21 protein-coding genes are annotated in these 22,767 nt (G+C 65.1%); 9 read left to right on the plus strand and 12 right to left on the minus strand.

All coding sequences use genetic code 11. The annotated features are described in order from the left end of the window. Positions 1 to 235: 235 nt before the first annotated feature. Positions 236 to 847, plus strand: coding sequence for a TetR-like C-terminal domain-containing protein (locus GGR16_RS12075; protein ID WP_019403184.1), 612 nt, complete (start codon positions 236 to 238; stop codon positions 845 to 847). 195 nt (positions 848 to 1,042) lie between these two features. Here GGR16_RS12075 and GGR16_RS12080 read toward each other — a convergent pair whose 3' ends face one another. From GGR16_RS12080 to GGR16_RS12100, 5 genes are all read right to left on the minus strand, one after another. Beyond that, positions 1,043 to 2,425 (minus strand): aldehyde dehydrogenase family protein, encoded by a 1,383-nt coding sequence (locus GGR16_RS12080; RefSeq protein ID WP_183316876.1) that lies wholly within the window; start codon positions 2,423 to 2,425, stop codon positions 1,043 to 1,045. Positions 2,426 to 2,448: 23 nt separating this feature from the next. Then, entirely contained in the window at positions 2,449 to 4,104 is a 1,656-nt protein-coding gene (locus tag GGR16_RS12085; RefSeq protein WP_183316765.1) for an acetolactate synthase large subunit, read from the minus strand. Positions 4,105 to 4,470: 366 nt separating this feature from the next. Continuing rightward, on the minus strand, positions 4,471 to 5,214 hold the full coding sequence (locus tag GGR16_RS26075) for a nuclear transport factor 2 family protein (protein ID WP_210289522.1): 744 nt from the start codon (positions 5,212 to 5,214) through the stop codon (positions 4,471 to 4,473). Between the two features lie 80 nt (positions 5,215 to 5,294). After that, positions 5,295 to 5,693 (minus strand): nuclear transport factor 2 family protein, encoded by a 399-nt coding sequence (locus GGR16_RS12095; RefSeq protein WP_183316766.1) that lies wholly within the window; start codon positions 5,691 to 5,693, stop codon positions 5,295 to 5,297. Positions 5,694 to 5,755: 62 nt separating this feature from the next. After that, positions 5,756 to 6,409: a hydrolase gene (locus tag GGR16_RS12100; RefSeq protein ID WP_183316767.1), complete on the minus strand. Its 654-nt coding sequence runs from the start codon at positions 6,407 to 6,409 to the stop codon at positions 5,756 to 5,758. A 348-nt stretch (positions 6,410 to 6,757) separates the two neighbouring features. Here GGR16_RS12100 and GGR16_RS12105 point away from each other — a divergent pair, with 348 nt between their 5' ends. From GGR16_RS12105 to GGR16_RS12120, 4 genes are all read left to right on the plus strand, one after another. Next, complete coding sequence (locus GGR16_RS12105; protein ID WP_019403190.1) at positions 6,758 to 7,693, plus strand: pirin family protein; 936 nt, start codon at positions 6,758 to 6,760, stop codon at positions 7,691 to 7,693. A 24-nt stretch (positions 7,694 to 7,717) separates the two neighbouring features. After that, complete coding sequence (locus GGR16_RS12110; protein ID WP_183316768.1) at positions 7,718 to 8,989, plus strand: DUF5996 family protein; 1,272 nt, start codon at positions 7,718 to 7,720, stop codon at positions 8,987 to 8,989. A 131-nt stretch (positions 8,990 to 9,120) separates the two neighbouring features. Continuing rightward, the gene (locus GGR16_RS12115; protein WP_183316769.1) at positions 9,121 to 10,125 is read left to right on the plus strand and encodes a zinc-dependent alcohol dehydrogenase family protein; all 1,005 of its coding nucleotides are present in this window, start codon (positions 9,121 to 9,123) and stop codon (positions 10,123 to 10,125) included. A 445-nt stretch (positions 10,126 to 10,570) separates the two neighbouring features. Next, the gene (locus tag GGR16_RS12120; protein ID WP_183316770.1) at positions 10,571 to 11,590 is read left to right on the plus strand and encodes a nucleotidyltransferase family protein; all 1,020 of its coding nucleotides are present in this window, start codon (positions 10,571 to 10,573) and stop codon (positions 11,588 to 11,590) included. Positions 11,591 to 11,708: 118 nt separating this feature from the next. Here GGR16_RS12120 and GGR16_RS12125 read toward each other — a convergent pair whose 3' ends face one another. Further along, on the minus strand, positions 11,709 to 12,437 hold the full coding sequence (locus GGR16_RS12125) for an HXXEE domain-containing protein (protein ID WP_183316771.1): 729 nt from the start codon (positions 12,435 to 12,437) through the stop codon (positions 11,709 to 11,711). Positions 12,438 to 12,790: 353 nt separating this feature from the next. Between GGR16_RS12125 and GGR16_RS12130 the strand changes: the two genes are divergently transcribed. Next, positions 12,791 to 13,177, plus strand: a complete 387-nt coding sequence (locus GGR16_RS12130) for an ester cyclase (RefSeq protein ID WP_183316772.1) — start codon at positions 12,791 to 12,793, stop codon at positions 13,175 to 13,177. Between the two features lie 118 nt (positions 13,178 to 13,295). Here GGR16_RS12130 and GGR16_RS12135 read toward each other — a convergent pair whose 3' ends face one another. Further along, entirely contained in the window at positions 13,296 to 13,655 is a 360-nt protein-coding gene (locus tag GGR16_RS12135) for a winged helix-turn-helix transcriptional regulator (protein WP_019403196.1), read from the minus strand. Positions 13,656 to 13,817: 162 nt separating this feature from the next. Here GGR16_RS12135 and GGR16_RS12140 point away from each other — a divergent pair, with 162 nt between their 5' ends. Next, a complete protein-coding gene (locus GGR16_RS12140; protein ID WP_246372999.1) occupies positions 13,818 to 14,717 on the plus strand; it encodes an alpha/beta fold hydrolase in 900 nt (299 codons plus the stop codon). 120 nt (positions 14,718 to 14,837) lie between these two features. Here GGR16_RS12140 and GGR16_RS12145 read toward each other — a convergent pair whose 3' ends face one another. From GGR16_RS12145 to GGR16_RS12165, 5 genes are read right to left on the minus strand one after another with little or no spacing between them, the layout of a single operon-like run. Then, positions 14,838 to 15,581, minus strand: coding sequence for an amino acid ABC transporter ATP-binding protein (locus GGR16_RS12145; protein WP_183316879.1), 744 nt, complete (start codon positions 15,579 to 15,581; stop codon positions 14,838 to 14,840). Between the two features lie 32 nt (positions 15,582 to 15,613). After that, positions 15,614 to 16,711 (minus strand): amino acid ABC transporter permease, encoded by a 1,098-nt coding sequence (locus tag GGR16_RS12150; RefSeq protein WP_183316773.1) that lies wholly within the window; start codon positions 16,709 to 16,711, stop codon positions 15,614 to 15,616. Continuing rightward, positions 16,708 to 17,847, minus strand: a complete 1,140-nt coding sequence (locus tag GGR16_RS12155; protein WP_183316774.1) for an amino acid ABC transporter permease — start codon at positions 17,845 to 17,847, stop codon at positions 16,708 to 16,710. Before GGR16_RS12155 ends, GGR16_RS12150 begins: the two co-directional genes overlap by 4 nt. A gap of 27 nt (positions 17,848 to 17,874) precedes the next feature. Beyond that, positions 17,875 to 18,906 carry an amino acid ABC transporter substrate-binding protein gene (locus tag GGR16_RS12160; protein WP_183316775.1) on the minus strand — a complete coding sequence of 344 codons (1,032 nt, stop codon included), beginning with the start codon at positions 18,904 to 18,906 and terminating at the stop codon, positions 17,875 to 17,877. Positions 18,907 to 18,931: 25 nt separating this feature from the next. Then, entirely contained in the window at positions 18,932 to 20,128 is a 1,197-nt protein-coding gene (locus GGR16_RS12165) for a trans-sulfuration enzyme family protein (RefSeq protein ID WP_019403202.1), read from the minus strand. A gap of 108 nt (positions 20,129 to 20,236) precedes the next feature. Between GGR16_RS12165 and GGR16_RS12170 the strand changes: the two genes are divergently transcribed. After that, positions 20,237 to 21,145 (plus strand): LysR substrate-binding domain-containing protein, encoded by a 909-nt coding sequence (locus GGR16_RS12170; RefSeq protein WP_183316776.1) that lies wholly within the window; start codon positions 20,237 to 20,239, stop codon positions 21,143 to 21,145. Positions 21,146 to 21,249: 104 nt separating this feature from the next. Then, positions 21,250 to 22,758, plus strand: coding sequence for an ABC transporter substrate-binding protein (locus tag GGR16_RS12175; protein WP_183316777.1), 1,509 nt, complete (start codon positions 21,250 to 21,252; stop codon positions 22,756 to 22,758). Positions 22,759 to 22,767 lie beyond the last annotated feature (9 nt).

A 22,767-nucleotide genomic window follows, 5' to 3' on the forward strand; every position in this document is an offset into this window, starting at 1 on the left:
TGCTTCTCGCAGCCCTCCCAATCCGAGCCGGGGGCCTGTTTCGCGCCGCGCAGACCGACCGGTAGACGCAATTGGCCAAAGCAAATCCTTCCTTCCGGCGGTGTGCGAAAGGCATTGCCGCGATCTTCGTCTCCGGCCCCGAAGTCAGTCAGAAATACCCGCTGAAGCTCGCCTCGATCTCTTCTCACGCATAGGTTGAGACGCTACCGTTCCATCCACAGTGGAGGGCTTTTGGATGGAACGCAAGAGTGTCGACCTCACAAAAAGACGGCAACCGAGTGGGGCGGCGGTCATCCGGCCCGAACTGACGACGGCGCTGTTCAGAGCCTTGTTCGAGGAGTGGGCAGAAACCGGCTTTGCGGCAGTAAGCCTGGAGCGCGTGGCGGCACGGGCGGGCGCCGGCAAGGCGGCGATATACCGGCGCTGGCCGTCGAAGCTGGAATTCGCGTGCGAAGCGATACGAAGTGTCGAGGTCATGCGGTTGGGTGCCACAGACCAAGGCTCTCTGCAGGCGGACATCAGGGAGTACCTTCGAGCGACGCGCGCGGTCCTGCGGCATCCTCTGGTCCGCCGCATAATCCCCGATCTGATTGCCGAACGTCTGCGATCGAACGAATTGGCGTCGATGCTGCATGGCATCGCGGAGGCACGGCGACAGTTCGGACATCGACTGCTGGATCGCGCCATTGCCCGAAACGAATTGCGCGCGGATCTCGACAGGGAGCTGGCGCTCGATCTTCTCTTTGCTCCCCTCTACTCACGCATGATCGTCCGAGGGAAAAGCTTCACGAAGGCCGAACTTGACAGGTTGGGCATCGCCCTGCATGCCGCCATCAGGACCTGTTGAAGCAGGGCCGGCACCAGCGCGGGGACGCAGCACGTCGTTCCTGCCGGCATGGCGCGACCGTCCGTCGATCTCCGACCCGCAGCGAAACATCGCAAGAACGGCAGATCGAGCTTTTTCGGCAGGTCCATCCGGACTTCGGCGCCGAGGTCTGCGCCGCGCTGGACGCGCTGGACCCGCAGTTCTGATCGAACGAGGTCAGCTCCTGCGCATCAGGATCATCTTCTCCTGCGTCATGTCGCGCATCGTGTAGGGAATGCCGCCGGTTCCGTATCCGGACTCCCTGCGGCCGGCAAAGGGCATCCAGTCGGTGCGGAAGGCGGTGGGATCGTTGATCATCACGGCCGAGGCATCGAGGCGGTCGGCGGCGCGCAACGCGACATCGATATCCTGCGCGAAGATGCTCGCCTGGAAGGCAGTCGGCAGCGCATTGGCCTGACGGATCGCGTCGTCGAGATCGCGGTAGCGATAGACCGCGACGACAGGGCCAAAAACCTCCAGCATCGAAATCTTCGCATCGGCGGCGGGGTCGAGCAGAACCGCCGGCTGCAGGGTCGTCTCGGACAGGCGCTTGCCGCCGGTCGCAAGCGTGGCCCCGCCCTTGACCGCTTCCTCGATCCACTGTCCGACCCTGTCGGCCTCGCGCGGCAGGATCAGCGGTCCGACTTCGGTGTCCTTCAGGGTGGGGTCGGCGGTGCGCAGTTTGTCGACGCGGGTGACGAGCTTCTGCGTGAAGTCATCGGCGATGTCGCTATGAACGAAGATGCGCTGCGTCGACACGCAGACCTGCCCGGCATGGTAGTAGCCGCCCTTGACGATCGGCTCGATGACCTTGTCGAGATCGGCGCTGCGGTCGACGATGGCCGGCGCGGCGCCGCCATGCTCCAGCGCCGAGCGCGCGCCGGGGGCGAGCTTGGAATGCAGGGACCAGCCGACCCGGGCAGAGCCGATGAAGCTGAGGAAGGCAACACGGCTATCGGTCGCCAGCCTTTCTGCCAGTGCGTTGTCTTCCGTGACGAAGGTCTGGCACCAATGCTCGGGAAGGCCCGCCTCGCGAACCAGCGCCACGAAATCGCGGCAGGACAGCGGCGTCGTGGTCGCCGGCTTGACGATGACCGGACAGCCGACTGCGATGGCCGGCGCGACCTGGTGAACGATCAGGTTCAGCGGATGGTTGAAGGCGGAAATCGCCGCGACGACCCCGATGGGCTCCTTGGTCGTGAAGGCCCAGCGGTTCTCGGCGGCCGTCGACAGTCCCATCGGGATCTCGCGGCCGGCGAAATTGCGCAGCTCGTCGGCGGCGTTGTGGACCCCGTCGATGGCGCGATTGGTCTCGACGGTGGCATCGGGCAGCGGCTTTCCGCCCTCGCGCGCGATCTGCATGGCGAGATGATCGCGTTTGCCTTCCATCAGCGCGGCCAGCTTGCGCAGGATCGTAATGCGCTGGTGAGGCTTCAGCCAGCCGTCGCGATCCCTGAAGACGCGATCGGCGGCTTGCAACTTGCGCTCCAGCGCGGCGGCATCGTCGGACTCGATCTCCACGATCGGCGCGCGATCGAAGGCTTGCACGACTGTCAGCATTGGCGGTGCTCCTCGACCTGCATTCACGCGCATTCCACGTCGGGTGTGCGGTTGCGCAATTCGTCGACCAGCACGCGCGTGTTTTCGGAATAGTCGATCGGCACATCTACCAGATGGACCCCGCCGCCGGCGAAAGCGGCCTCGAGCGTCGGCACGAGATCCTCGACCGCCGTAACCCGTGAACCCTTCGCGCCATAGGCCTGGGCATAGTGCACGAGGTCGGGATTGCCGAAGCTCATGCCGAAATCCGGAAAACCGTCGACCGCCTGCTTCCAGCGGATCATGCCATAGGCGCTGTCGTTGAGAATGACGACGACGAGATTCAGGCCGAGGCGCACCGCCGTTTCCATCTCCTGCGAATTCATCATGAAGCCGCCGTCGCCGCAGACCGCCATGACGCGGCGGTCCGGATGAAGCATTGCCGCCATCATCGCCGAGGGCAGGCCGGCGCCCATCGTCGCAAGCGCATTGTCGAGCAACAGCGTGTTGGCGACATGGGTGCGGTAGTTGCGCGCGAACCAGATCTTGTACATGCCGTTGTCGAGGCACACGATGCCGTCCTCCGGCATCACCTTGCGAACGTCATGAACGATGCGCTGGGGCGTGACCGGAAAACGGTCCTCCTCGGCGCGGTCGTTGAGGCGGGCGAGAATACGCTGGCGCAGATCGAGCATTCCCTCGTCGGGCGTCAGCTTTCCTTCGAGCCGCTCGGCAAGCCCCTCGACGGCAGCACCGATGTCGCCGATCACCTCGATATCGGGGTGGTAGACCTGCTCGACCGTGGCGGACTGGTAGCCGACATGGATGACTCGTGGCCCGCCGGCGCTTTTCATCAGGAAGGGCGGCTTCTCGACCGTATCGTGGCCGATGGCGATGATCAGGTCGGCGCGCTCGACGGCCTCGTGGACGTAGTCGCCCTCCGACAGCGCCGCGGTTCCCATGTAGAGATTCGAGCCGCCGGTGACCGCGCCCTTGCCCATTTGCGTGTTGAAGAACGGCAGCCGTGTGCGCCTCACGAAGCTCGAAAGCGCCTCGACCAGAGCAGGCCGGTTGCCTGCCGCACCGATCATGACGAGCGGTCGGCCGGCGCCAAGGATTATCTCCGCCGCGCCATCGAGCGACAGGGCCGAGGCAACAGGCCGCTCTGCGGTGTGGACCGGAATGACGGAGGCGTTCTCGACCTCTTCGGCCGCGACGTCCTCCGGCAATTCCAGATGCACCGGCCCGGGTCGCTCTTCCGTCGCGACGCGAAAGGCGTCACGCACCGTGGAGGGGATGGCGGCTGCGCTGACGATCTGACGCGTCATCTTGGTCAGCGGCTTCATCGACGCCACGATATCGACTATCTGGAACCGGGCCTGCTTGGCGCTCATCACCGGCTTCTGGCCAGTGATGAGGATCATCGGCATGGCCCCGAGATGCGCATAGGCCGCACCGGTGGAGAAGTTCAGCGCGCCGGGGCCGAGCGTGGCCAGGCAGACACCGGGTCTGCCCGTCAGCCGCCCATGCGTCGCGGCCATGAAGGCCGCGGCCTGCTCATGGCGCGTCAAGACCAGTTCGATACCGGAGGTTCGCAACGACTCCAGGAGGTCGAGATTCTCTTCGCCCGGCACACCGAAGACGCGGTCCACGCCCTCGTTCTCCAGCGCGGCAACAAGAAGGTCCGATCCTTTGGGCATGGTTTAGAGCCTTGTGTTGACGGTTTCGACGGAACGCGCGGCGATCATACAGGGGTAAGTGCAATTGCCACCATCGCCCCGGAGTCATGTCGCCGACGACCGATCAGATCATGTGCGGTCCCTGATGAGATGCCCGGACGATTGGGGCGACTTGTGCCAAGAACCTCGATGGACCGCTTCATCGCGAGGCGGTGCTCATCTGGAAGGTGACGCGCGAGATGCCGCCGAGCCCCTCGCTCGGCTGGCCCCGGTGAGATGCGCTCAGCCGGGAAGGAGGTCCGCGAAACTGTCGACGCCCGTTCCATGACGGGTTCTCACAAGTCATTGTCGATCCTGATGGACCGCATCGGATGGGGTGGCTCGCGACTACCCCGGCTTCGGCGCAGTGCCATGTGCTCCTTCCTCGGGGTCGAACATCGAAATGCCGCCGTCGGCCGCCGTCGCAGCCACCTCGCTCTGCAACACGTCCCAGTGCTCGGCCAGCCTGCCGTCCTCGATCCGAAAGATATCGACTGCGATCAGCGGTTCGTCCGCCCAGCCGCGGATGCGTCCGTGGATGGCGACGAGATCGTCGCCGGCGACGATCAGTCCGGGCTCGTAGAAGACGTGCTCCGGCAGGCCGGTGACGATCGCCTGCAACGCGTCGCGACCTTGGGGGATGTTGGGGTTGTGCTGGATGTAGTCCCGGGCGTAGAGCCGTTCCACAGCCGACGCGTCACGACGCTGGAAAAGAGAGATCATCGCCTCGAGGACGAGTTCCTTGTTGCGCCGCGGCCGATCGTCGGAGCTGCGATGCGCGGGCCGTGTGATCGCCATTTTGCCGGTCATTCGTAGGAACTGCCCGTCGGGCAGTGTCGCAAACGAGAAGACCAGACTGCGATCGTAGTCCTGAACATTCGTGACCGTCGCGCCGCTCTCCTCCTGCCAGCTGACCGCGAAGATGCTGTTGCCGATCGGCACGACCTGAATATCGACGGTTTCGGTCCGGGCGAACGGTCCTTCCTTGATCTCGAACCTCAATTGCTCAGTGGACAGGAGCGTCAGGCTGACTTGGAAATTCGGATAGGAGACATCCATCTCCAGTCCCACAGGAAAGCCAGATCCGGTCATGTGCAGCAGCTCCTTTAAACCGACAGAGGCCCCGGCGGGGTCGTCGCCAGCACGCTCTCCGCTCAGGACGCCATCCCCATTCAAGGTTCCGGTTGATCGAGGAAAACATGCAGGGTTCGAAGGAGGCCGCCTTCGACATGCGCGACATCGGTGCCCGTGGCCGCGAACGGACCTCCGGCCGGGCCGACGCCCCACTGCAAGCGACCGACGCCGTTGTGGCCCACTGCCGGCCTCAATGCGGTGAACACGAAGCCCGGAGGCAGATGCTCCAGAACGTCCGCTACGGCCTGCGAGATCGCCTCATGTCCTCGCGCCGAACGCTCGGGTTCGTGAAGCTCCGCGTTTTCTGCGTAGATCCTTTGGATCGCCGCGATGCGCCGCGTGGGGTCACGTTCGCCGAACACCAGATCGAGGTTGGCCTGCATGAGTTTCTCAAAATCCATCCGTGCCTCCTTCGCGGCAGCTTTGAGCAGCGCCATGGATGACGAGGCCACGCCCGTTCGCGGGATGCCTCGGGCTCGCCTCGCCATCGCAACTCAAATCAGCTCGCCGGGCTCGGCACCGGCGTGTTGAGCAACTGCTGCTCCCACAGATAGGCGATGCCGCTGCCCGCGGCATGCTGGATGACCACCTCGTTGAGCGCCCCGGCGGTCTCGCTCCGCGCCCAGTCGCGCTGCCATTCCGCCGCCAGCGCCATCCAGGTGATCATGTTCACGCCGGCCGCGATCATGCGCTGGATGGCGATTTCATGCGCCTCTGTCGAAACGGCGCCGGACGCATCGGTGACGACTGTCACGTCCCAGCCTTCGCCGGCCGCCTGGATTGCCGGCATCGCGACGCAGACCTCGGTCCACAGGCCGGCCAGGACCAGTTGCTTGCGACCTGTCGCCTTGACCACGTCGACAACCTTGGGATCCTCCCAGGTGTTGATCAGCGTCCGGTCGATGATCTCCTGGCCGGGAAACACGTCGGTGATCTGCGGGAAGATATGACCGCCACGATCCGCGACGACGCTGGTCAGGATGGTGGGCACGCCGAAGACCTTCGCAGCCTTCGCCAGCGCGGCCGAATTGTTGACCACGGTATGCGGATCGTGGCTGTTCAGGTTCGCCAGCTGGTAGGGCTGATGGTCTATCAGGACCAGTACGGAATCCTCGGGGCGAAGAAGCGAAGCAAGGCCGTTGCGAAAAGTCATTCCAATCTCCTGAGTCCTGAGGGAAGCGCTCATCGGCGGCTGGTAACTAGCGAATGCGCTTGGGCCTTGCGGTGCAGGACATGCCGCTCTGGTGCCGTTCTTGCTCCCTTTCCGGCGCGTCGCGACGCGGAGGCTTGAGTTCGTTCGTTTTCTCGGAAAGGGTGCGACCAAATTTCGACGCATCTGCCTGCGGGAATGCGTGACTGCCAGACCGATACGGCAGGGCCTGCTCCTGCCACGCTGCGTCGCGGACGTTCGCGGAAATTACCGATGTCGGGGGCGTTTCGGCCGCCAGCTCCGACGATCGCTCGGCAGGATCAGGCGCTCCGAAGACAAGGGATAACGCACATGAGCTGGAACCCATCAATCGAACCGGGCTGTCCCGACGAGGTCGGGGTCGATGCGATCGAGACCCTGATCGTCCCGCGCTCGCGCGACCTTGGCGGCTTCGAGGTCCGGCGCGCCCTGCCCGCACCGAAGCGCCAGATGGTCGGGCCGTTCATCTTCTTCGATCAGGCCGGGCCGGCCGAGTTGCTGACGGGACAGGGCGTCGACGTCCGGCCGCATCCGCATATCGGCCTCGGCACGGTCACCTATCTTTTCCAGGGCGACTTCCATCACCGTGACAGCACCGGCGCCGATCAGATCATTAGGCCCGGTGCGCTCAACTGGATGGTCGCGGGGCGCGGCGTCACGCATTCGGAGCGCACCTCCGCGACGGCGCGGAGCGGCCCGAACAGCCTGTTCGGGATCCAGACCTGGCTGGCCTTGCCGGACAGCCATGAGGATGTGGCCCCCAGCTTTGAGCATCATGGCAAGGAGACGCTTCCAGTCATCGAGGACCGTGGCGTCTCGGTTCGGCTTATCCTCGGAAATGCCTACGGCATGGCGGCGCCCGCCACGATGCTCTCCGAGACGTTCTACGCAGATGTAAGGCTCGAGCCGGGAAGCCGGCTGCCGATGCCGGACAACCACGAAGACCGCGGCATCTATATCGTCGAAGGCTCGATCTCGGTTGCCGGACAGGAATTCGAGGCAGGCCAGATGATGGTGTTCCGGCCGGGGGACCGCATCTCGGTTGCTGCCGGGGACCGCGGCGCGCGGCTGATGATCCTCGGCGGCGCGACCTTCAACGGACCGCGCTACATCTGGTGGAACTTCGTCGCCTCGTCGCAGGAGCGCATCGAACTCGCCAAGGCCGAATGGCGCGCCGCGAACTGGGGCAACGGCCGCTTCGATCTGCCCGTCGACGACCGCAACGAGCACATTCCCCTTCCGGATTGACCGGAGCCAGCCTGGAGGACCGAAATGACCAAGTGGCCCGACCTCGACTACCTCAGCTGGCGCGAGACGTGTTCAGCGCTGCATCTCTACCTCCAGGTCGCCGGCAAGTACCGGCTCGCCCACACGCCATGGCTCAACCATTCGTGGAACGCGACCTTCTACGTCACGCCGAACGGTCTCGCCTCCTCGCCCATTCCCGACGGCCCGGGCATCGAAATCCTGTTCGACCTGCGCGAGCACAAGGTCGTGGGCACCAGCGGCAACGGCCGCAGGGTGTCGTTCGATCTCGGGCCGACCACGGTCGCGACGTTCCACGCGCGTTTCGTTCGACTGATCACGGAGCTCGGCGGCACCCCGACCTTCAACGGCCGACCGAACGAGGTGCCCTTCCCGGTACTCTTCGCCGAGGATGATCGCGACCGACCCTATGATCGCGAAGCCATCCAGCGCTTCCATCAGGCCCTGATGGCGGTCGACAGGGTCTTCAACCGATTCCGAACGTCGTTTCTTGGCAAGTCCAGTCCCGTTCATCTGTTCTGGGGCGCGCTCGACCTGGCGGTCACCCGCTTTTCGGGCAGGCGCGCGCCGCTTCATCCGGCGGGCATCCCCGCCTTGCCCGACGACGTGGCGCAGGAGGCCTATGACCGCGAGGTGTCCTCGGCGGGCTTCTGGCCGGGCGGCAACGGTATCGACTATCCGGCCTTCTATGCCTACGCCTATCCGGCCCCGGCCGGCTATCGCGCAGCGTCGGTCCGACCCGACGCCGCGTTCTGGCACGAGGGCCTGTCGGAATTCGTCCTCCCCTATGATGCCGTGCGGTCGGCCGCCGATCCCGACGAAGCCCTGATGGCGTTCCTCGTCTCGACCTACGAGGCCGCCGCCGATCTGGGCGGATGGGACCGCGAGCTTCTCGAATGCGCGCATGGAGCGCCGCGGCAGGTCCGCACGCCCGATGCCGAAACGGTCAAGCCCGCGGCCCCGACGGGCGAGGAACGGGTCGAGCGCGAGGATGGCGCGTCGAAGGGACGCTACCGCCTCGTCGTCGACGGCATGGAGGCCGAGATGACCTACAGCCGGGCCGGCGAAGGCCTGATCATCATCGACCACACGGAAGTGCCGGCGGGCTTGCGCGGCCGCAAGGTCGGCGAGCGGCTGGTGCGCCAGGCGATCGAGGATGCGCGGCGCGACGGCATTGCCATCATACCGCTCTGTCCTTTCGCGAAAGCACAGATCGGTCGCCACCCGGAATGGCAGGACGTGCTGCGTCGGTCACAAGAGGGAGCCGGCGGATCGTGACATCGCTCCCCGGCATCTTGATCGGCCGGCCCGCTGCTCCCGAGGAAGTCGCCGGGAGCCAAATGAGAGCGATGATGTGTACCTGCCCATAAGGCTCCTCCCCTCAATTGGGTTTGATAAAGGGTGAGATCATGACCGACACGATGAAAGCGATCGTCCTCGAAAAGTTCGGTGGCTACGACGCGTTCGAGCTGCGCGATGTTTCCGTACCGGCTGTCGGGCCGCGACAGGTCCGGGTGCGCGTTCACGCCACTGCCATCAATCCCCTGGACTATCAGATCCGCCGCGGCGACTATGTCGATTACGTGCCGCTCCCCGCCATCATCGGTCACGACGTTTCCGGCGTCGTGGAAGAGAAGGGGGCGGACGTGAGCGCGTTCGAGATAGGCGACGAGGTTTACTACACGCCCAAAATCTTCGGCGGCCCGGGCTCATATGCGGAGCAGCACGTCGTCGATGTCGATCTGGTCGCTCGCAAGCCGCACAATATCAGTCATCTGGAGGCTGCCAGCCTGACGCTGGTTGGCGGTACGATCTGGGAAGCCTTGGTGACCCGCGCCCAGCTTGCCGTCCATGAAACGATTTTGATCCACGGGGGCGCCGGCGGTGTGGGCACCGTGGCGATCCAGCTTGCCAAGGCGATGGGTGCGCGGGTCATCACGACGGCGCGCTCCAGTAACCATGACTTCGTCCGTTCGCTCGGAGCGGACGAGGTAATCGACTACGCCTCCGATGACTATGTCTCAGCCGTGGCGGACCTGACGCATGGGCAGGGGGTGAACGTCGTGTTCGACACCATCGGCGGCGACACCCTGACGAAAAGCCCGCTCGCCCTCGCGGATGCCGGACGGGTGGTCAGCATCGTCGACATCGCACAGCCGCAAAACCTGATCGAGGCGTGGGGCAAGAATGCCGCCTATCATTTCGTGTTCACACGGCAGAACCGCGGCAAGCTCGACGCGCTGACAAACCTCATCGAACGTGGCCTGATCAAGCCTGTCATCGGCGCGGTGCTGCCTCTGGCTCGGGTCGGCGATGCGCATGAATTGCTCGAAGGCGGAAGCTCCCGTGGGCTTCGCGGCAAGGTGGCGATCGATGTTGTGGGCCAGACTGTCGAACTCCCCACGCAGCGATAGATACAACGATTAGGACAGCGGTATTTTCCCAGAGTACCCTCGTTTTCGGGACGGCAGCATCGCCGCCTTCCGCCGGAAAGCGGCCGTTTCCCTGTTCACCCCTGTCGGCCATTGGCGCTGACGGTTTCGAGGTCGATCGCCGTTAGGACGAGACTTAGTCCCGGCCGCATTCCCCCGGCCGCCGGTTCGGCTGCTCAGGTCGATCTTCTCGATCTCCTCCATCCAATGATCCGGCCCGGGCCGGTCGTCGGCGAACGGAACCGTTCCCCCGGCTCGATGCGCTATCGTTCAATCGCTTACGCCGGAGCGCGCCAGCGCGGTAAATGAGATGGCCTGCTTCTCGGAAGGCCTGATCCATGTGCATCAGTCATTTTTCTGCTGCACACTTGTGTCCGTGTGCATCAAAATATTATTTGATGCACATAGCGCGGAGACATGGAGCGCCATGAAAATCGTTGCTCACAGCCGTCCGGCCGTCGTGGCCTATCAGGACCTGCTACGTCTTCATCTCGACGAAAGGGCCTCCGGTCTGGTTGGCACCATCGAGGAGCGGCAGCGCAACGGGCGAACCTATCTCTATGAGCGCTTCCGGATCGGAACCGAGATGATGAGCCGGTATCTCGGCGAAGACAAACCGGAGTTGCGTCAACGCCTGGAACGCGCGGAAGCGCTGAAGGCCGACGCGGAAGAGCGCAGGAAGCGGATGGCGAGGCTCACCAGGACGCTCCGAGCCGAGGGCTTCATCACGACCGATCGCGAAACAGGATCATTGCTTCTCGCTTTTTCTCGGGCAGGGGTGTTCCGGCTTGGCGGTACGCTCGTGGGAACATCAGCTTACAGCCTCTACCAGGGCGACCTCGGGGTGCGCATGGATTACGAGGAGCTGGCCCAAACCGGCGACATCGATTTCGCCAGTTTCGAACGGCTGTCGGTTGTTCTGGAAGACAAGGTTGAAGAGAATCCCGCCGAGATACTCAAGTTGCTCAAGTTTGATCCGGTGCCCGGTATAAATGATCGGCAGATTTGGAAATGGCGGCAGAGTCACTCGGAAGCAATGGTCGAGTTTCTGACGCCGGCCTTTGGCGAGGAAAAGGTCAAGCCGCTGCCTGCATTGGGGGTGAGCGCCCAGGCCCTGAACTATCTGAACTTTCTGATCGCCGACCCGATTCATGCGGTCGCTCTATACCGTTCTGGCGTTCTGGTTCAGATACCGCGGCCCGAGCGATTCGCCATTCACAAGCTGATCGTGGCCGATCGGCGCCTTGGCGGGCCTGATCAGTTGAAGGCTCGAAAGGACCGGGCTCAGGCCGAGTTCCTTGTGTCGGTTCTTTCTGAGGACCGCCCGGACGATCTCGCAGAAGCCTATCAGGATGCGCTGTCGCGTGGTCCTCGCTGGCGTGACCGGATCAAGGCGAGTTTGAAGCGCATGCCCGATACGGCAGAACGGCTTTCGGCACTGGTTTGATAAGGGCTCGGAAGGCTCACGTCCGGTGCTGCGCCTTCCGCATGAGCGCGTTCGCTCCATGCCCTTGAGCAAATCTTGCTCTCCTCAAGGCGATTACCGCTGCGCGCCCCCATGGCTGTCATTCTTGGCGACCACGCCTGATCCTAAAAGCTGCGAGCTGCTTTTCGTATTCCGCCGACCAAGGAGCATGAGGTCGCCGCATGATTGCGGCAACCAGGAGGATCGGGATCGCCGGATTGGCGACCTCAATTGCGACGAGGGTGTTTTCGCCGAGCGAGCCCATCAAAAAGGCTCCGAGCGTCAGGATCAGCACCGCATGCACTACGATGCCGCCGGCGATGGTGGCGGCCACCATTCGCCATCCAAGGTCCGGCCTCCGCAACGCAATCCACAAGGTCCAAAGCGATAGCGGCAGGAACAGAAGAACCGCGGTGAGCAGGCCCGGGTTATAACTGCCGGCCGCGAATGCCGGACCGATGTGCGCGAAGGCATTGACCGTCGGCACACCGAAATAGCTCAGCGCGATGGCCGGCCAGCGGCGCCCCAGCAGGGCGGCGATGGGACCTGCGAGCCACGCCACGGGAATATTCACCGCGGTGATGAAGGCATCCGGAATGGGGCAGGCTGCCGCACTGGCAAATCCGAAGAAGGTGCAAAGCGTGCCGCGGAAGGCGTAGGGCGCGCCTCGCGCGTCGATGCCATGCTCTTCGAACTGGTGGAGCAGATAGGCGGCAGTGGCCGCCCAGGCGAGCCACACCATGTCATGGGTGTGCGGCACGGCGCGATCGCCGCGCATGTCGCCGATGGTGAGCCCTAGCAGGAGCATCGCGGCCAGGCCGAGCCCCATCCAAGGCCAGAGATGCGAAAATTCCATGAGACGCAGTAGAATACAGGTCGCGTTACATCAACGCCAACTTCAACGTGCTGGAAATCATCCCTGCGTCCCATCCCATATGTAAAGTTCCGAATTGCTCCATCAGGTCGGCGAAGCTGCTGGATGCACGACCAAAGATGTCGACGGCTTCACCCTTTTCACCTGAAAGCGGTCCGCAAACGGCCCCTTTGGCGCAATCGTAAAATGGCCTTGCGGCAGTCTTGCGCAAACGTACAGAAGGGCGTCGCGAGAGAAGGCTTGACCTCGGTAATCCCGCATTTCACCATTTTCAGCAGCGGAACAACCTATCCCCAGAGACAATGCCAATGCGCCACGGCCAACTGTCCGATATCTATCGGAGCTATATCGACTGCCTGAACCGCCAAGACTGGGTGAATCTCGGACAGTTCGTTGACGACAATGTTCACTATAACGAAAGGTGGGTGGGGCTGGCGGGTTATCGGGAGATGCTGGAAGGCGATTTTCGGGCCATCCCTGATCTTTACTTCAACATTGAGCTTTTACTGTCCGATCCGCCGCGCATCGCCAGCCGCCTGCATTTCGACTGCACTCCGACCGGCAGCTTATTTGGCCTGCCCGTCAACGGTAAGCGCATCCAGTTCGACGAGAATGTGTTCTACGAATTTGCCGATGGAAGGATCGCAAGGGTCTGGTCGATAATCGACAAGGCAGCGATTGCAGACCAAATCTGAGGCGCTTCGCTTGGTCGGAAGGGCTCTTCGCCCGCTTGTCGGTCATTGGCGGCCGGCCGACGCGGGCACACAGCGGACCGTCGGCTTCGCGGCGCGTCCCCGTCCCCACGTCGCCCCCTCAGAGCCCGGCTCTTGCATCATATCGGCGCTGGGCTTCCTCGATGTCGTCGAGGTGGTGGATCGCCCAGTCGTAGACCGCCCCGAAGGGAGCTTGCAGCGTGCGCCCCAGATCGGTGATCGAATACTCGACGGCGACCGGCGACGTCGCCATCACTTTGCGCGCGATCAATCCGTTGCGCTCGAGCCGCCGCAGCGCCTGAGTCAGCGCCTTATGGGTTATCCCTTCCAATCGGCGCATCAACGCGTTGAAGCGCGTCGGCCGCTCGGCGAGGATGGTCAGGATCATCACCGACCATTTGTTGGCGACCTGGTCGAAGAAGGATCGCGCCGCGCAATCGGCGAAATAGACGATGTCCACGTCCGCAGGTCGGGTCCTCGGCATGCCGATATCCTCGCGTATATCTACGCACCTCAAAGTGCATAATTGATCGTAGATATCCAAGTTATATCTATCCCCTCCAGGCGATCAATTCCGGCCCGCGCTTCCCTGGCGCTGCCGGTGCAAGGCAAAGGAGGGCTCATGGCAGATGAAGGTCTTGAACTTTCCCGGCGCAAGTTGCTGGGATTGATGGGGGCGACCACGGCAGCCGCTGCAATCGGCACCGGAACAGGAACTGCCGCGCCCGCGGTGGCGCACGAGCGACGAACCGCACGGCTATTCTTCACCGATGTCGGGAGCGGTCCCGACGTCATGCTGCTCCACGGGTGGACCTGCGATTCGCACGACTGGAGCTGGCAATTGCCGGTGTTCGAGAGCAAGTACCGCGTGGTTGCCCCCGACCTGCGCGGACACGGCAGGTCAGAAGTCATGCCCCCCGGGTCCTACACCCCCGCCGATTATGTGGCGGACATCGAGACGTTGATCCTCGCCGCCTATCAGGGACGCAAGTTCGTCCTCGTCGGGCATTCGATGGGTGCCCAGATCGCGGCGCGGCTCGCGGTGAAAAGACCGGACCTGATCCGCGCCGTCGTGTCGATCGACGGTGCGCTCGGCTTCGATGCCGCGGCAGCGCGGCTCTTCGGCAAGACCACCCGGGACCTCGCCGCCGGCGACCCTGGCACGGTGGTTCCCGCGCTGTTCGCCGGCGTCTACGACCGCGGCATGGACCCGGCTTTCACGCGTTGGCACACACGACGGGTCCAGGGCATGCCCAAGCACGTCGTGCGTGAGTCCTTTGGTCCGCTTTTCACAGGACCCGATCAAGTCGGCGTGGAGGAGGCGAGCGCCCGATTCTGCCGGCACCTGTCGATGCCGTTCTACCACCTGTGCCGGGATCCGGCCCAGGCGCGCCGCATGCGGCCGTGGTTCTCGAATCCCAAGTCCAAGGTGGAAGCGTGGACCGGAGCAGGACACTGGATCATGCTCGATCGCAAGGACGACGTGACCGCCGCAGTGACCGCGTGGATCGACGCGTTGTAGTCATGCTCAAGCGTCTGCGAGACACGAGAGACTGGCTGCACCAGTCTGGCTGGAGCAAGGTACATCTGGCAGCGTGGTCAGGGGTAGAGAGACCATAGGTGGTCTTTGCCACCGAATGGTTCAATGGACGATCTGGCTGAGAAACGCTCTCGTGCGTTCGCTTGCCGGGTTGGCGAAGAACATCTCGGGAGGTGCACTTTCCACGATCTCGCCCTGGTCCATGAAGACGACCCGGTCGGCCACCCGCCGCGCAAAGCCCATCTCGTGCGTGACGACGATCATGGTCATGCCCTCCTCGGCGAGAGCGACCATCGTGTCGAGCACCTCCTTCACCATCTCGGGATCGAGCGCCGACGTCGGCTCGTCGAACAGCATGATCTTGGGTTGCATGCACAGGGCCCGCGCGATTGCCACGCGCTGCTGCTGGCCTCCGGACAGCTGGCCGGGGAACTTGTGCGCCTGTTCGGGAATGCGCACGCGTTCCAGGAAATGCCTGGCCGTGGCCTCCGCCTCGGCACGAGGCGTCCTGCGGGCGAGGACGAGCGGCACGGCGCAGTTGTCGAGCACGCTCAGATGCGGGAACAGGTTGAAGTGCTGGAACACCATGCCGACATCGCGCCGCACGGCGTCGATGTTGCGCAGGTTGCCCGTGAGTTCGACGCCGTTCACCACGATATGCCCGCTCTGGTGATCTTCCAGACGGTTGACGCAGCGGATGAGGGTCGACTTGCCCGAGCCGGAGGGGCCGCAGACGACCACCCGTTCGCCGCGGCGGATGTCGAGGTTCACCCCTTTGAGGGCATGATAGGCGCCGTACCACTTGTGCACGGCCTCGATCCGAACGGCCGGCTCGGCCTGCGTCATGTCCGCCGCTCGAGGGGGCTGCGAGGTCTCGATCATCGATAATCCCTTTCGCGGACGCGCCGTTCGAGCCAGAGCGAATAGCGCGAGATCCCGTAGCAGATGAGGAAATAGGCCGCGGCCACGAAGAGATAGGTCTCCGCGTAAGGCGCGGGCCAGGCTGGGTCGGTCGCCGCGGAACGGCCGGCGTTCAGCATGTCGAACACGCCGACGATCATGACGAGGCTTGTGTTCTTCACCATGACGATCGCCGTGTTCGTCAGCGGCGGGATGACCTTCTGGATCGCCTGCGGCAGCACGATGTGCCAGACCGTCTTCCAGTAGGGGATGCCGAGCGCTCTCGCCGCCTCGTCCTGCCCCGCCGGCACGCCCTGCAGGCCGCCGCGGATGACCTCGGCGAGATAAGCTGCGGAAAACACGGTGAGCGCCGCGACCGTGCGGCCGAGCTTGTCGATCGTCCAGTCCGCCGGCAGCAGGAGCGGCAGGAGGATGGAGGCGACGAACAGGAGGCCGACGAGCGGGAGGCCCCGCACGATCTCGATGGTGAACACCGACAGCACGCGCGCGACCGGCTTCGCGGAGCGCCGTCCGAGCGCCAACAGCACCGCGAACGGAAAGCCGAGGCCGAGGGACAGCACCGCCAGGAGAAGCGTGACGGGAAGTCCGCCCCAGCTGCTCGTCGGCACGAAGGCGAGCCGGAGAAAGCCACCCCACATGAGCGCCAGCATGGCGCCGATGATGAGGCCCCAGCCGAGGACGAGCCGCCGGCCCCACAGCGCAGGCGACAGGGTCATCAGCACGCCGGCGATGATGAGGCCGATGACAGCGAGCGGCCGCCACTGCTCCTCCGGCGGATAGACGCCGAACAGGATGAAACGGAGCTTGTCGGCAACGAAGGCCCAGCACGCCCCCGCCCCTTGGCAGGCGCGCGGGTCGTCCGTGACGAAGACCGCGTCGAAGATCGCCCATTCCAGCATTTTCGGGGCTGCGAGGACGAGGAGCCCGCCGGTCGCGACGGTGATGCCGGCGCTCGCAAGATCGCCGAAGAGAAGCGTGAAGGCGGAGCGGCGCGGCGCGACGGGCGGGCGCAGGACCTCGATGGGGGCCGATACGACGGAGGTTGTGGAGGTCATCGCTGCACCAATGCGACTTTGCGGTTGTACCAGTTCATGAACAGCGACACCGCGAGGCTGATCGAGAGGAACACGGCGAGCATGATGACGATGCTCTCGATGGCCTGGCCGGTCTGATTGATGACCGTGCCGACGATCAGTCCAAGCTCGGGATAGCCGACGGCGAGCGCGAGCGTCGTGTTCTTGACGGTCGACAGATATTGCGTCGTCAGCGGCGGGATGATGATGCGCAGCGCCTGCGGGATCACGACCTTGCCGAGGGTTTGGCGCTCACTGAGGCCGAGCGCCCGCCCCGCCTCCCACTGGCCCTTGCCCACGGCGTCGATGCCGCCACGAACGATCTCGCCGATAAAGGCGGAGGTGTAGACGACGAAGCCGACGATGAGCGCGGTGAACTCGGTCGACACCCTGAAGCCGCCGGCGAAGTTGAAGCCGCGCAGCTCCGGCCGCGTGGCCGAGATGTCGATGCCGCAGGCAAGGGCGGCGACAGTGAGCGCAACAAGAGCCGCCGCAACGACATGGCTGGTGCGCAACCGCAGGCCCGCGCGCCGGCCCAGGACGAGTGCGGCGGCCGCGGCAATGATGATGGCGACGCCGAGGCCTGAGAAGTTTCCAACATCCCCCGTCAGGCTCAGCTGCGGCAGGAACACGCCCCTGAGCGACACGAACACGCCGTCGATCGGATTCCAGGCGTTGCGTGGCGCAGGCAGGGCGGTGGTCGTCAGCGCGTACCAGAAGAGCAGTTGCACGATGAGCGGCGTGTTCCGCACGGCGGTGATATAGGCGCCGGTGACGCCGGCCGCCAGCGGGTTTCGGGAGCGTCGCGCCAGACCGACGACGAGGCCGAACGCGGTCGACAGGGCGATGGCGAGAACCGAGATGAAGAGGGTATTGGCAATGCCGACGGCAAAGGCCCAGAAGAAGGTATCCGCCGGGCTGTAGGCGATCACGCTTTCCGAGATCGGGAAGCGTGCCGGCCGCCACAGGAAGTCGTAGCCCACGCGAATGCCGCGGGCGGCGAGGTTCGCAACCGTATTGGCGGCGAGCCAGGAAAAAAGGGCGATGACGGCAGCGAGGAGCAGCGCCTGCATCAGCCAGCTGCGTGCCCTTTCGCTGTACCAGAGGCTGGTGAGCATGAGCGCCTCCCGTTCCGGGGCCGTCGGCTACTGGAAGTCGAGCGGGAACATGAGGCCGCCGTCCCTGAACAGACGGTTCGGGCCGCGATCGATCTTGAGCGGGCTCCCCTCGCCGAGATTGCGGTCATAGATCTCGGCGTAGTTTCCCAGTTGCTTGACGACGTTGTAGGCGAACGTCTCGTCGAGCCCGAGGGCCGCGCCGTTGCCGGGCTCCACGCCGAGAAAGCGCCGCACGCGCGGGTCGCTCGAGGTCAACATCTCATCGACGTTGGCCTGGGTGATGCCGTACATCTCGGCCGCCAGGAGTGCCTGGATCGACCATTTCACGATGTCGAACCACTGGTCGTCCCCGTGCCGGACGGCCGGTGTCAGGGCGTCCATATATTGCGTGGCCGGAAAGATGACGTAGTCGTCCGGGTTGCTGGCCTGGGTCGCCCGCACGGAGGCAAGGGCGGCCGCATCGGTGATGAGCGCATCGCAGCGCCCGGAGAAGAAGGCCTGCCGGGTCGCAGCGACATTGTCGAAGATCACCGGCTTCAGGCCGAGGTTGTGCTTCGTCGAGACGTCGTTGACGACAACCTCGGTCGTGGAGCCCGTCTGCACGCAGACGGAGGCGCCGGCCATGTCCTCGACTTTGGTGGCTCCCAGTTCCCTGGGCACCATGAACCCGGTGAACTCGTAGTAGTTCGGAACGGAGAAATTGATGCCGTTGGCGTCCCGGCGCAGGGTCCACGTGAGCGTGCGCGGCAGGAGATCGATCTCGCCGGTCTGCAAGGCGGGGATGCGCTGCTGGCCGCTGAGCGGCACGAAGGCGACCTTCTCCTTGTCGCCGAAGACGGCAACAGCGACGGCGCGGCAGGTCTCGACGTCGAGGCCGCGCCAGTAGCCGTTGCCGTCCGGGGCGCCGAAGCCGACGGTGCCCTGGCTCGCTCCGCAGATGACATGGCCGCGCTTCTTGACGGCATCCAGGGTCGACTGGGCGGCGGCCGGGCTGCCTGCCGCCGAGGCGACGAAAACGAAGCCGGCCAGCGCCGACAGGATCGGTGATTTCTTCGACATCTTGTTCCCCTCTCTTCTTGTTGGGTCAGAGCGCCGCCAGCCGCGCGGCAGGCGGCTTCGCCGCGGCGATCGCCGCGACGATGGGCGCGAGATCGGCCCAGAGGTCCTCCGGGTCCTCGAGCCCGATGCTGATGCGCAGGATCGTGCCCTGATGAACGTTGCGGCTGACCCGGCGGTCGGCCACGACATTCATGGGCGCGATCAGGCTGTGGGTGCCGCCCCACGACGCGCCGATGGAAAAGACCTTCGCCGCCGTGAGCAGGTCCGGGATCGCCGCCTCCGCATCCGGCGGAACGAGGAGGCTGAAGACGCCGCTCGCTCCCGAAAAGTCGCGCTTCCACAGGGCATGGCCGGGACAATGCGGCAGGGCCGGGTGGAGCACGAGTTGCGGAGGCACGAGATCGGCCATCCGCTCGGCGAAAGCGGCCGCGACCCGCGCGACGTGCGCGAGACGCACGCCCATGGTCTCCAGGCCGCGCAGCGCCAGGCTCGCGTCATCGGGCGAGACCCCGATGCCCAGCATGCGCATGGTATCCTTGAGGCGCCGGTGGAGCGGCAGCTCCCGCACGCTGATGGCGCCCATCAGCAGGTCGGAATGGCCGCCGACATATTTGGTGAGCGCCTCGGCGACGAAATCGACGCCGTGCACCAGGGGCTTGAAGTAGACCGGGGTCGCCCAGGTGTTGTCACAGCCGACCAGCGCCCCGCGCCGGTGCGCGGCGGCAACGATGGCCGGAATGTCCTGCACCTCCATCGTCGTGGAGCCGGGCGACTCCGTCCAGACCAGCTTGACGGTCGGATCCATGAGGTCGGCGATGCCCCCGCCGATCAGCGGATCATAGACGCGATAGTTGATCCCGCGCGGCTTGAGGAAGTTTTCGCAAAGGCCCGTCGCCGGGGGATAGGCCGTGTCGGGGACGAGCACGGTGTCGCCCGGCATCAGGACCGTCAGCATCACGACGGCAATGGCAGCCTGCCCGGAGGGGACGAGGGCCGTGCGCACGCCCTGCTGCAATTCCGTCAAGGCCGCTTCCAGCGTGCGCGTCGTCGGCGTGCCGTGCAGCCCGTAGGAATAGCCGTCCGGTCCGCGCTGCTTGCGCTCGGCATAGGAGCGCGCATCGGGAAAAACGATGGTCGAGGCGCGATAGGTCGGGATCGCCAGACTTGCGAAGCCCTCCTGAGATACGGCCGGTCTGTGAACGCAGAGCGTCTGGTCGCGCATGAAAACTCCTGCTCAAGGCTTGCGGGACCATTGATCCACACTCACTGTAGAAGGACAATTGACGGACAAGCCTGAGTCCATGCGCAAAGCTTATAGGATGCCCGACCGGTGAACCTGCGGCAGCTCGAAGCCTTCCGTGCCGTGATGATCAGCGGCACCGTCTCCCGCGCGGCAGAATTGATGGGCATCACGCAGCCGGCCGTGAGCCGCGGCATCGCCGAGCTCGAGGCCCAGGTCGGCTTTGCCCTGTTCGATCGCATCAAGGGGCGGCTGGTGCCCACGCCGGAAGGGCAGCTGTTCTTTCGAGATGTCGACGCCAGCTTTGTCGGTCTCGACCGGCTCAGGGCATCGGCGGCGCGGATCCGGGATTTCGGATCCGGCAGCCTGAAGGTGGCGAGTCTCGCCGCCCTCGGCTCCACATTGGTGCCGAGGGCGATCCGGTTCTTTCGCGAGCAGCACCCGTCGATCACGGTGACCCTGACGGTCATGTCATCCTCGGCCGTCCGCAACCACGTCGCGGACGGGCAGTACGACCTCGGCCTCGCCGCCGACGAGGTCGATCTCTCGGGCGTCGATCACCAGCTCTTCGGCAGCTTCCCGGGCGTATGCGCCATTCCCGGCGGGCATCCCCTTGCCGCGCGCAGCATGATCACCCCGCCCGATCTCGACGGCCACGACTACATCGCCCTGTCGCCGGAGGACCGCGTGCGCCTGCGGTTGCACCAGATCTGCGAACAGGCCGGCGTGAAACCCCGCCTCGTTGCGGAAACGCCGAATTCGGCGACCGTCTGCGCGCTGGCCCTTGAAGGTGTCGGGATCGGCATCGTCAATCCGCTCGCGGCCGACGGCTTCCAGGAACGCGGCCTCGTCCTGCGGCCGTTCAAGCCGGAGGTGCCGTTCAGAAGTCACCTCCTCTTCCGTCCCGATGTCCAGAAGGGCCGCATCGTCCGGGCCTTCGTCGCCGCACTCCTCAAGGCGCGCAACACACGGCGAAGCCTGTCTGCGGATCAGAGCTGACGGGAAACCGGCTAGCGGTTCTGAGGATATCGCGTGGCTTCGGCTTGCATCGGCCCTGCTCATCCGGTTAATGAAACGATATAACATTTCGTTTCGAGGCTCAGATGCGCATCGCATGGTTCCTTGCTGCCGCGCTGGCGGCCCTGTCCACGGCCGTGGCGGCGAAGCCGCTCAAGGTCGTCGGCCCCTGGGAGATAGCCGGTGTCGATCCGGCGCAGTCGGGCTACGTGTTCAGCCGGCTGCAGGTGGCCGAGACGCTCGTCACCGCCGACACGAGCGGGCGGCTCGTGCCGGCGCTCGCCGCGGCGTGGTCGGTCAGCGACGACGGCCTTGTCTGGCGCTTCACGCTGCGCCCCGATGCCGTCTTCCATGACGGGACGCCCGTGACGGCGGAAGCCGCCACGGCGAGCCTGGAGCGCGCACGGGCCGGGGTCGGCGTGCTCACGCAGGTGCCGATCGCCGGCATCGCAGGCGACGGACGGGACGTGGTGATCCGCCTCGACAAGCCCTTCGCCGCCCTGCCGGCCTATCTCGTCAATTTCAGCGCCATCATCCTCGCCCCCTCGTCCTACGATGATGCCGGCAAGGTTTCGCGGATCGTCGGCTCCGGTCCCTACAAGGTGAAGAGCCTGACGCCGCCCCTGAAGCTCGAGCTCGAGGCGTCGCGAGGCTGGTGGGGCGGGGAGCCGGGCATCGCCGAGGTCAGCTATCTCGCCGTCGGGCAGGGCGAGACGCGCGCGCTCATGGCCGAGAGCGGCGAGGCCGATCTCGTCTTCTCCATGTTGCCGGTCTCCGTCGAACGCCTGCGGCGCAACGGCAAGCTCGACGTGCAGATCGCGACGATCCCGCGCACGCGCATCCTCAAGGTCAATGCCGGCTCGCCCTTCTTCGACGACGCGAAGGTGCGGCAGGCCGTGAGCCAGGCCATCGACCGGGCGGGCATCGCGAAGGTGATCCTGCGCAATCCCGACCTTGCCGCCACGCAGCTCTTCCCGCCCGCGCTCGCCGGCTGGCACGTGCCTGATCTCGCGCCGCTCGGCCGCGACCTGGAGGCCGCAAAGCGGCTGCTGGCCGAGGCGGGCTGGAAGCCGGGAAGCGACGGCATTCTCGAGCGCGACGGCCGGCGCTTCAGCGTGACGCTCGTCACCTACGCCAACTGGCCCGAGCTGCCGCCCATCGCCACGGCGCTGCAGGCGCAGTTGAGGGAGGTGGGCATCGAGGTGAAGGTGTCCGTCGGCAACAGCTCCGAGATCCCGAGCCGCCATCGCGACGGCACGCTGGAGATGGGTCTCGTCTCGCGCCTCTATTCCATCGTCCCGGATCCGATCGGAACCCTGCTGCAGGACTATGGCCCCGGCGGCAGCGACTGGGGCGCCATGGGCTGGTCGAACGAGGAGCTGCCGGCGCTCGTCGGCCGGCTCGTGGGCATGAGCGACCCCGGCGCGCGCGCGCCGTTGCAGCGGCGGGCGGTCGAGATCCTGCAGGAGGAGCTGCCGAGCATCCCCGTCACCTGGTCGGAACTCGCCATCGTCGCCAGCAAGCGCATCACGGGCGTCAAGGTCGATCCGCTCGAGGTCAATTACGGCCTCGCCGCCGTCCGCTGGGCCGAATAGGAGACGCTT

The organism is Chelatococcus caeni (assembly GCF_014196925.1).
Taxonomy (GTDB): domain Bacteria; phylum Pseudomonadota; class Alphaproteobacteria; order Rhizobiales; family Beijerinckiaceae; genus Chelatococcus_A; species Chelatococcus_A caeni.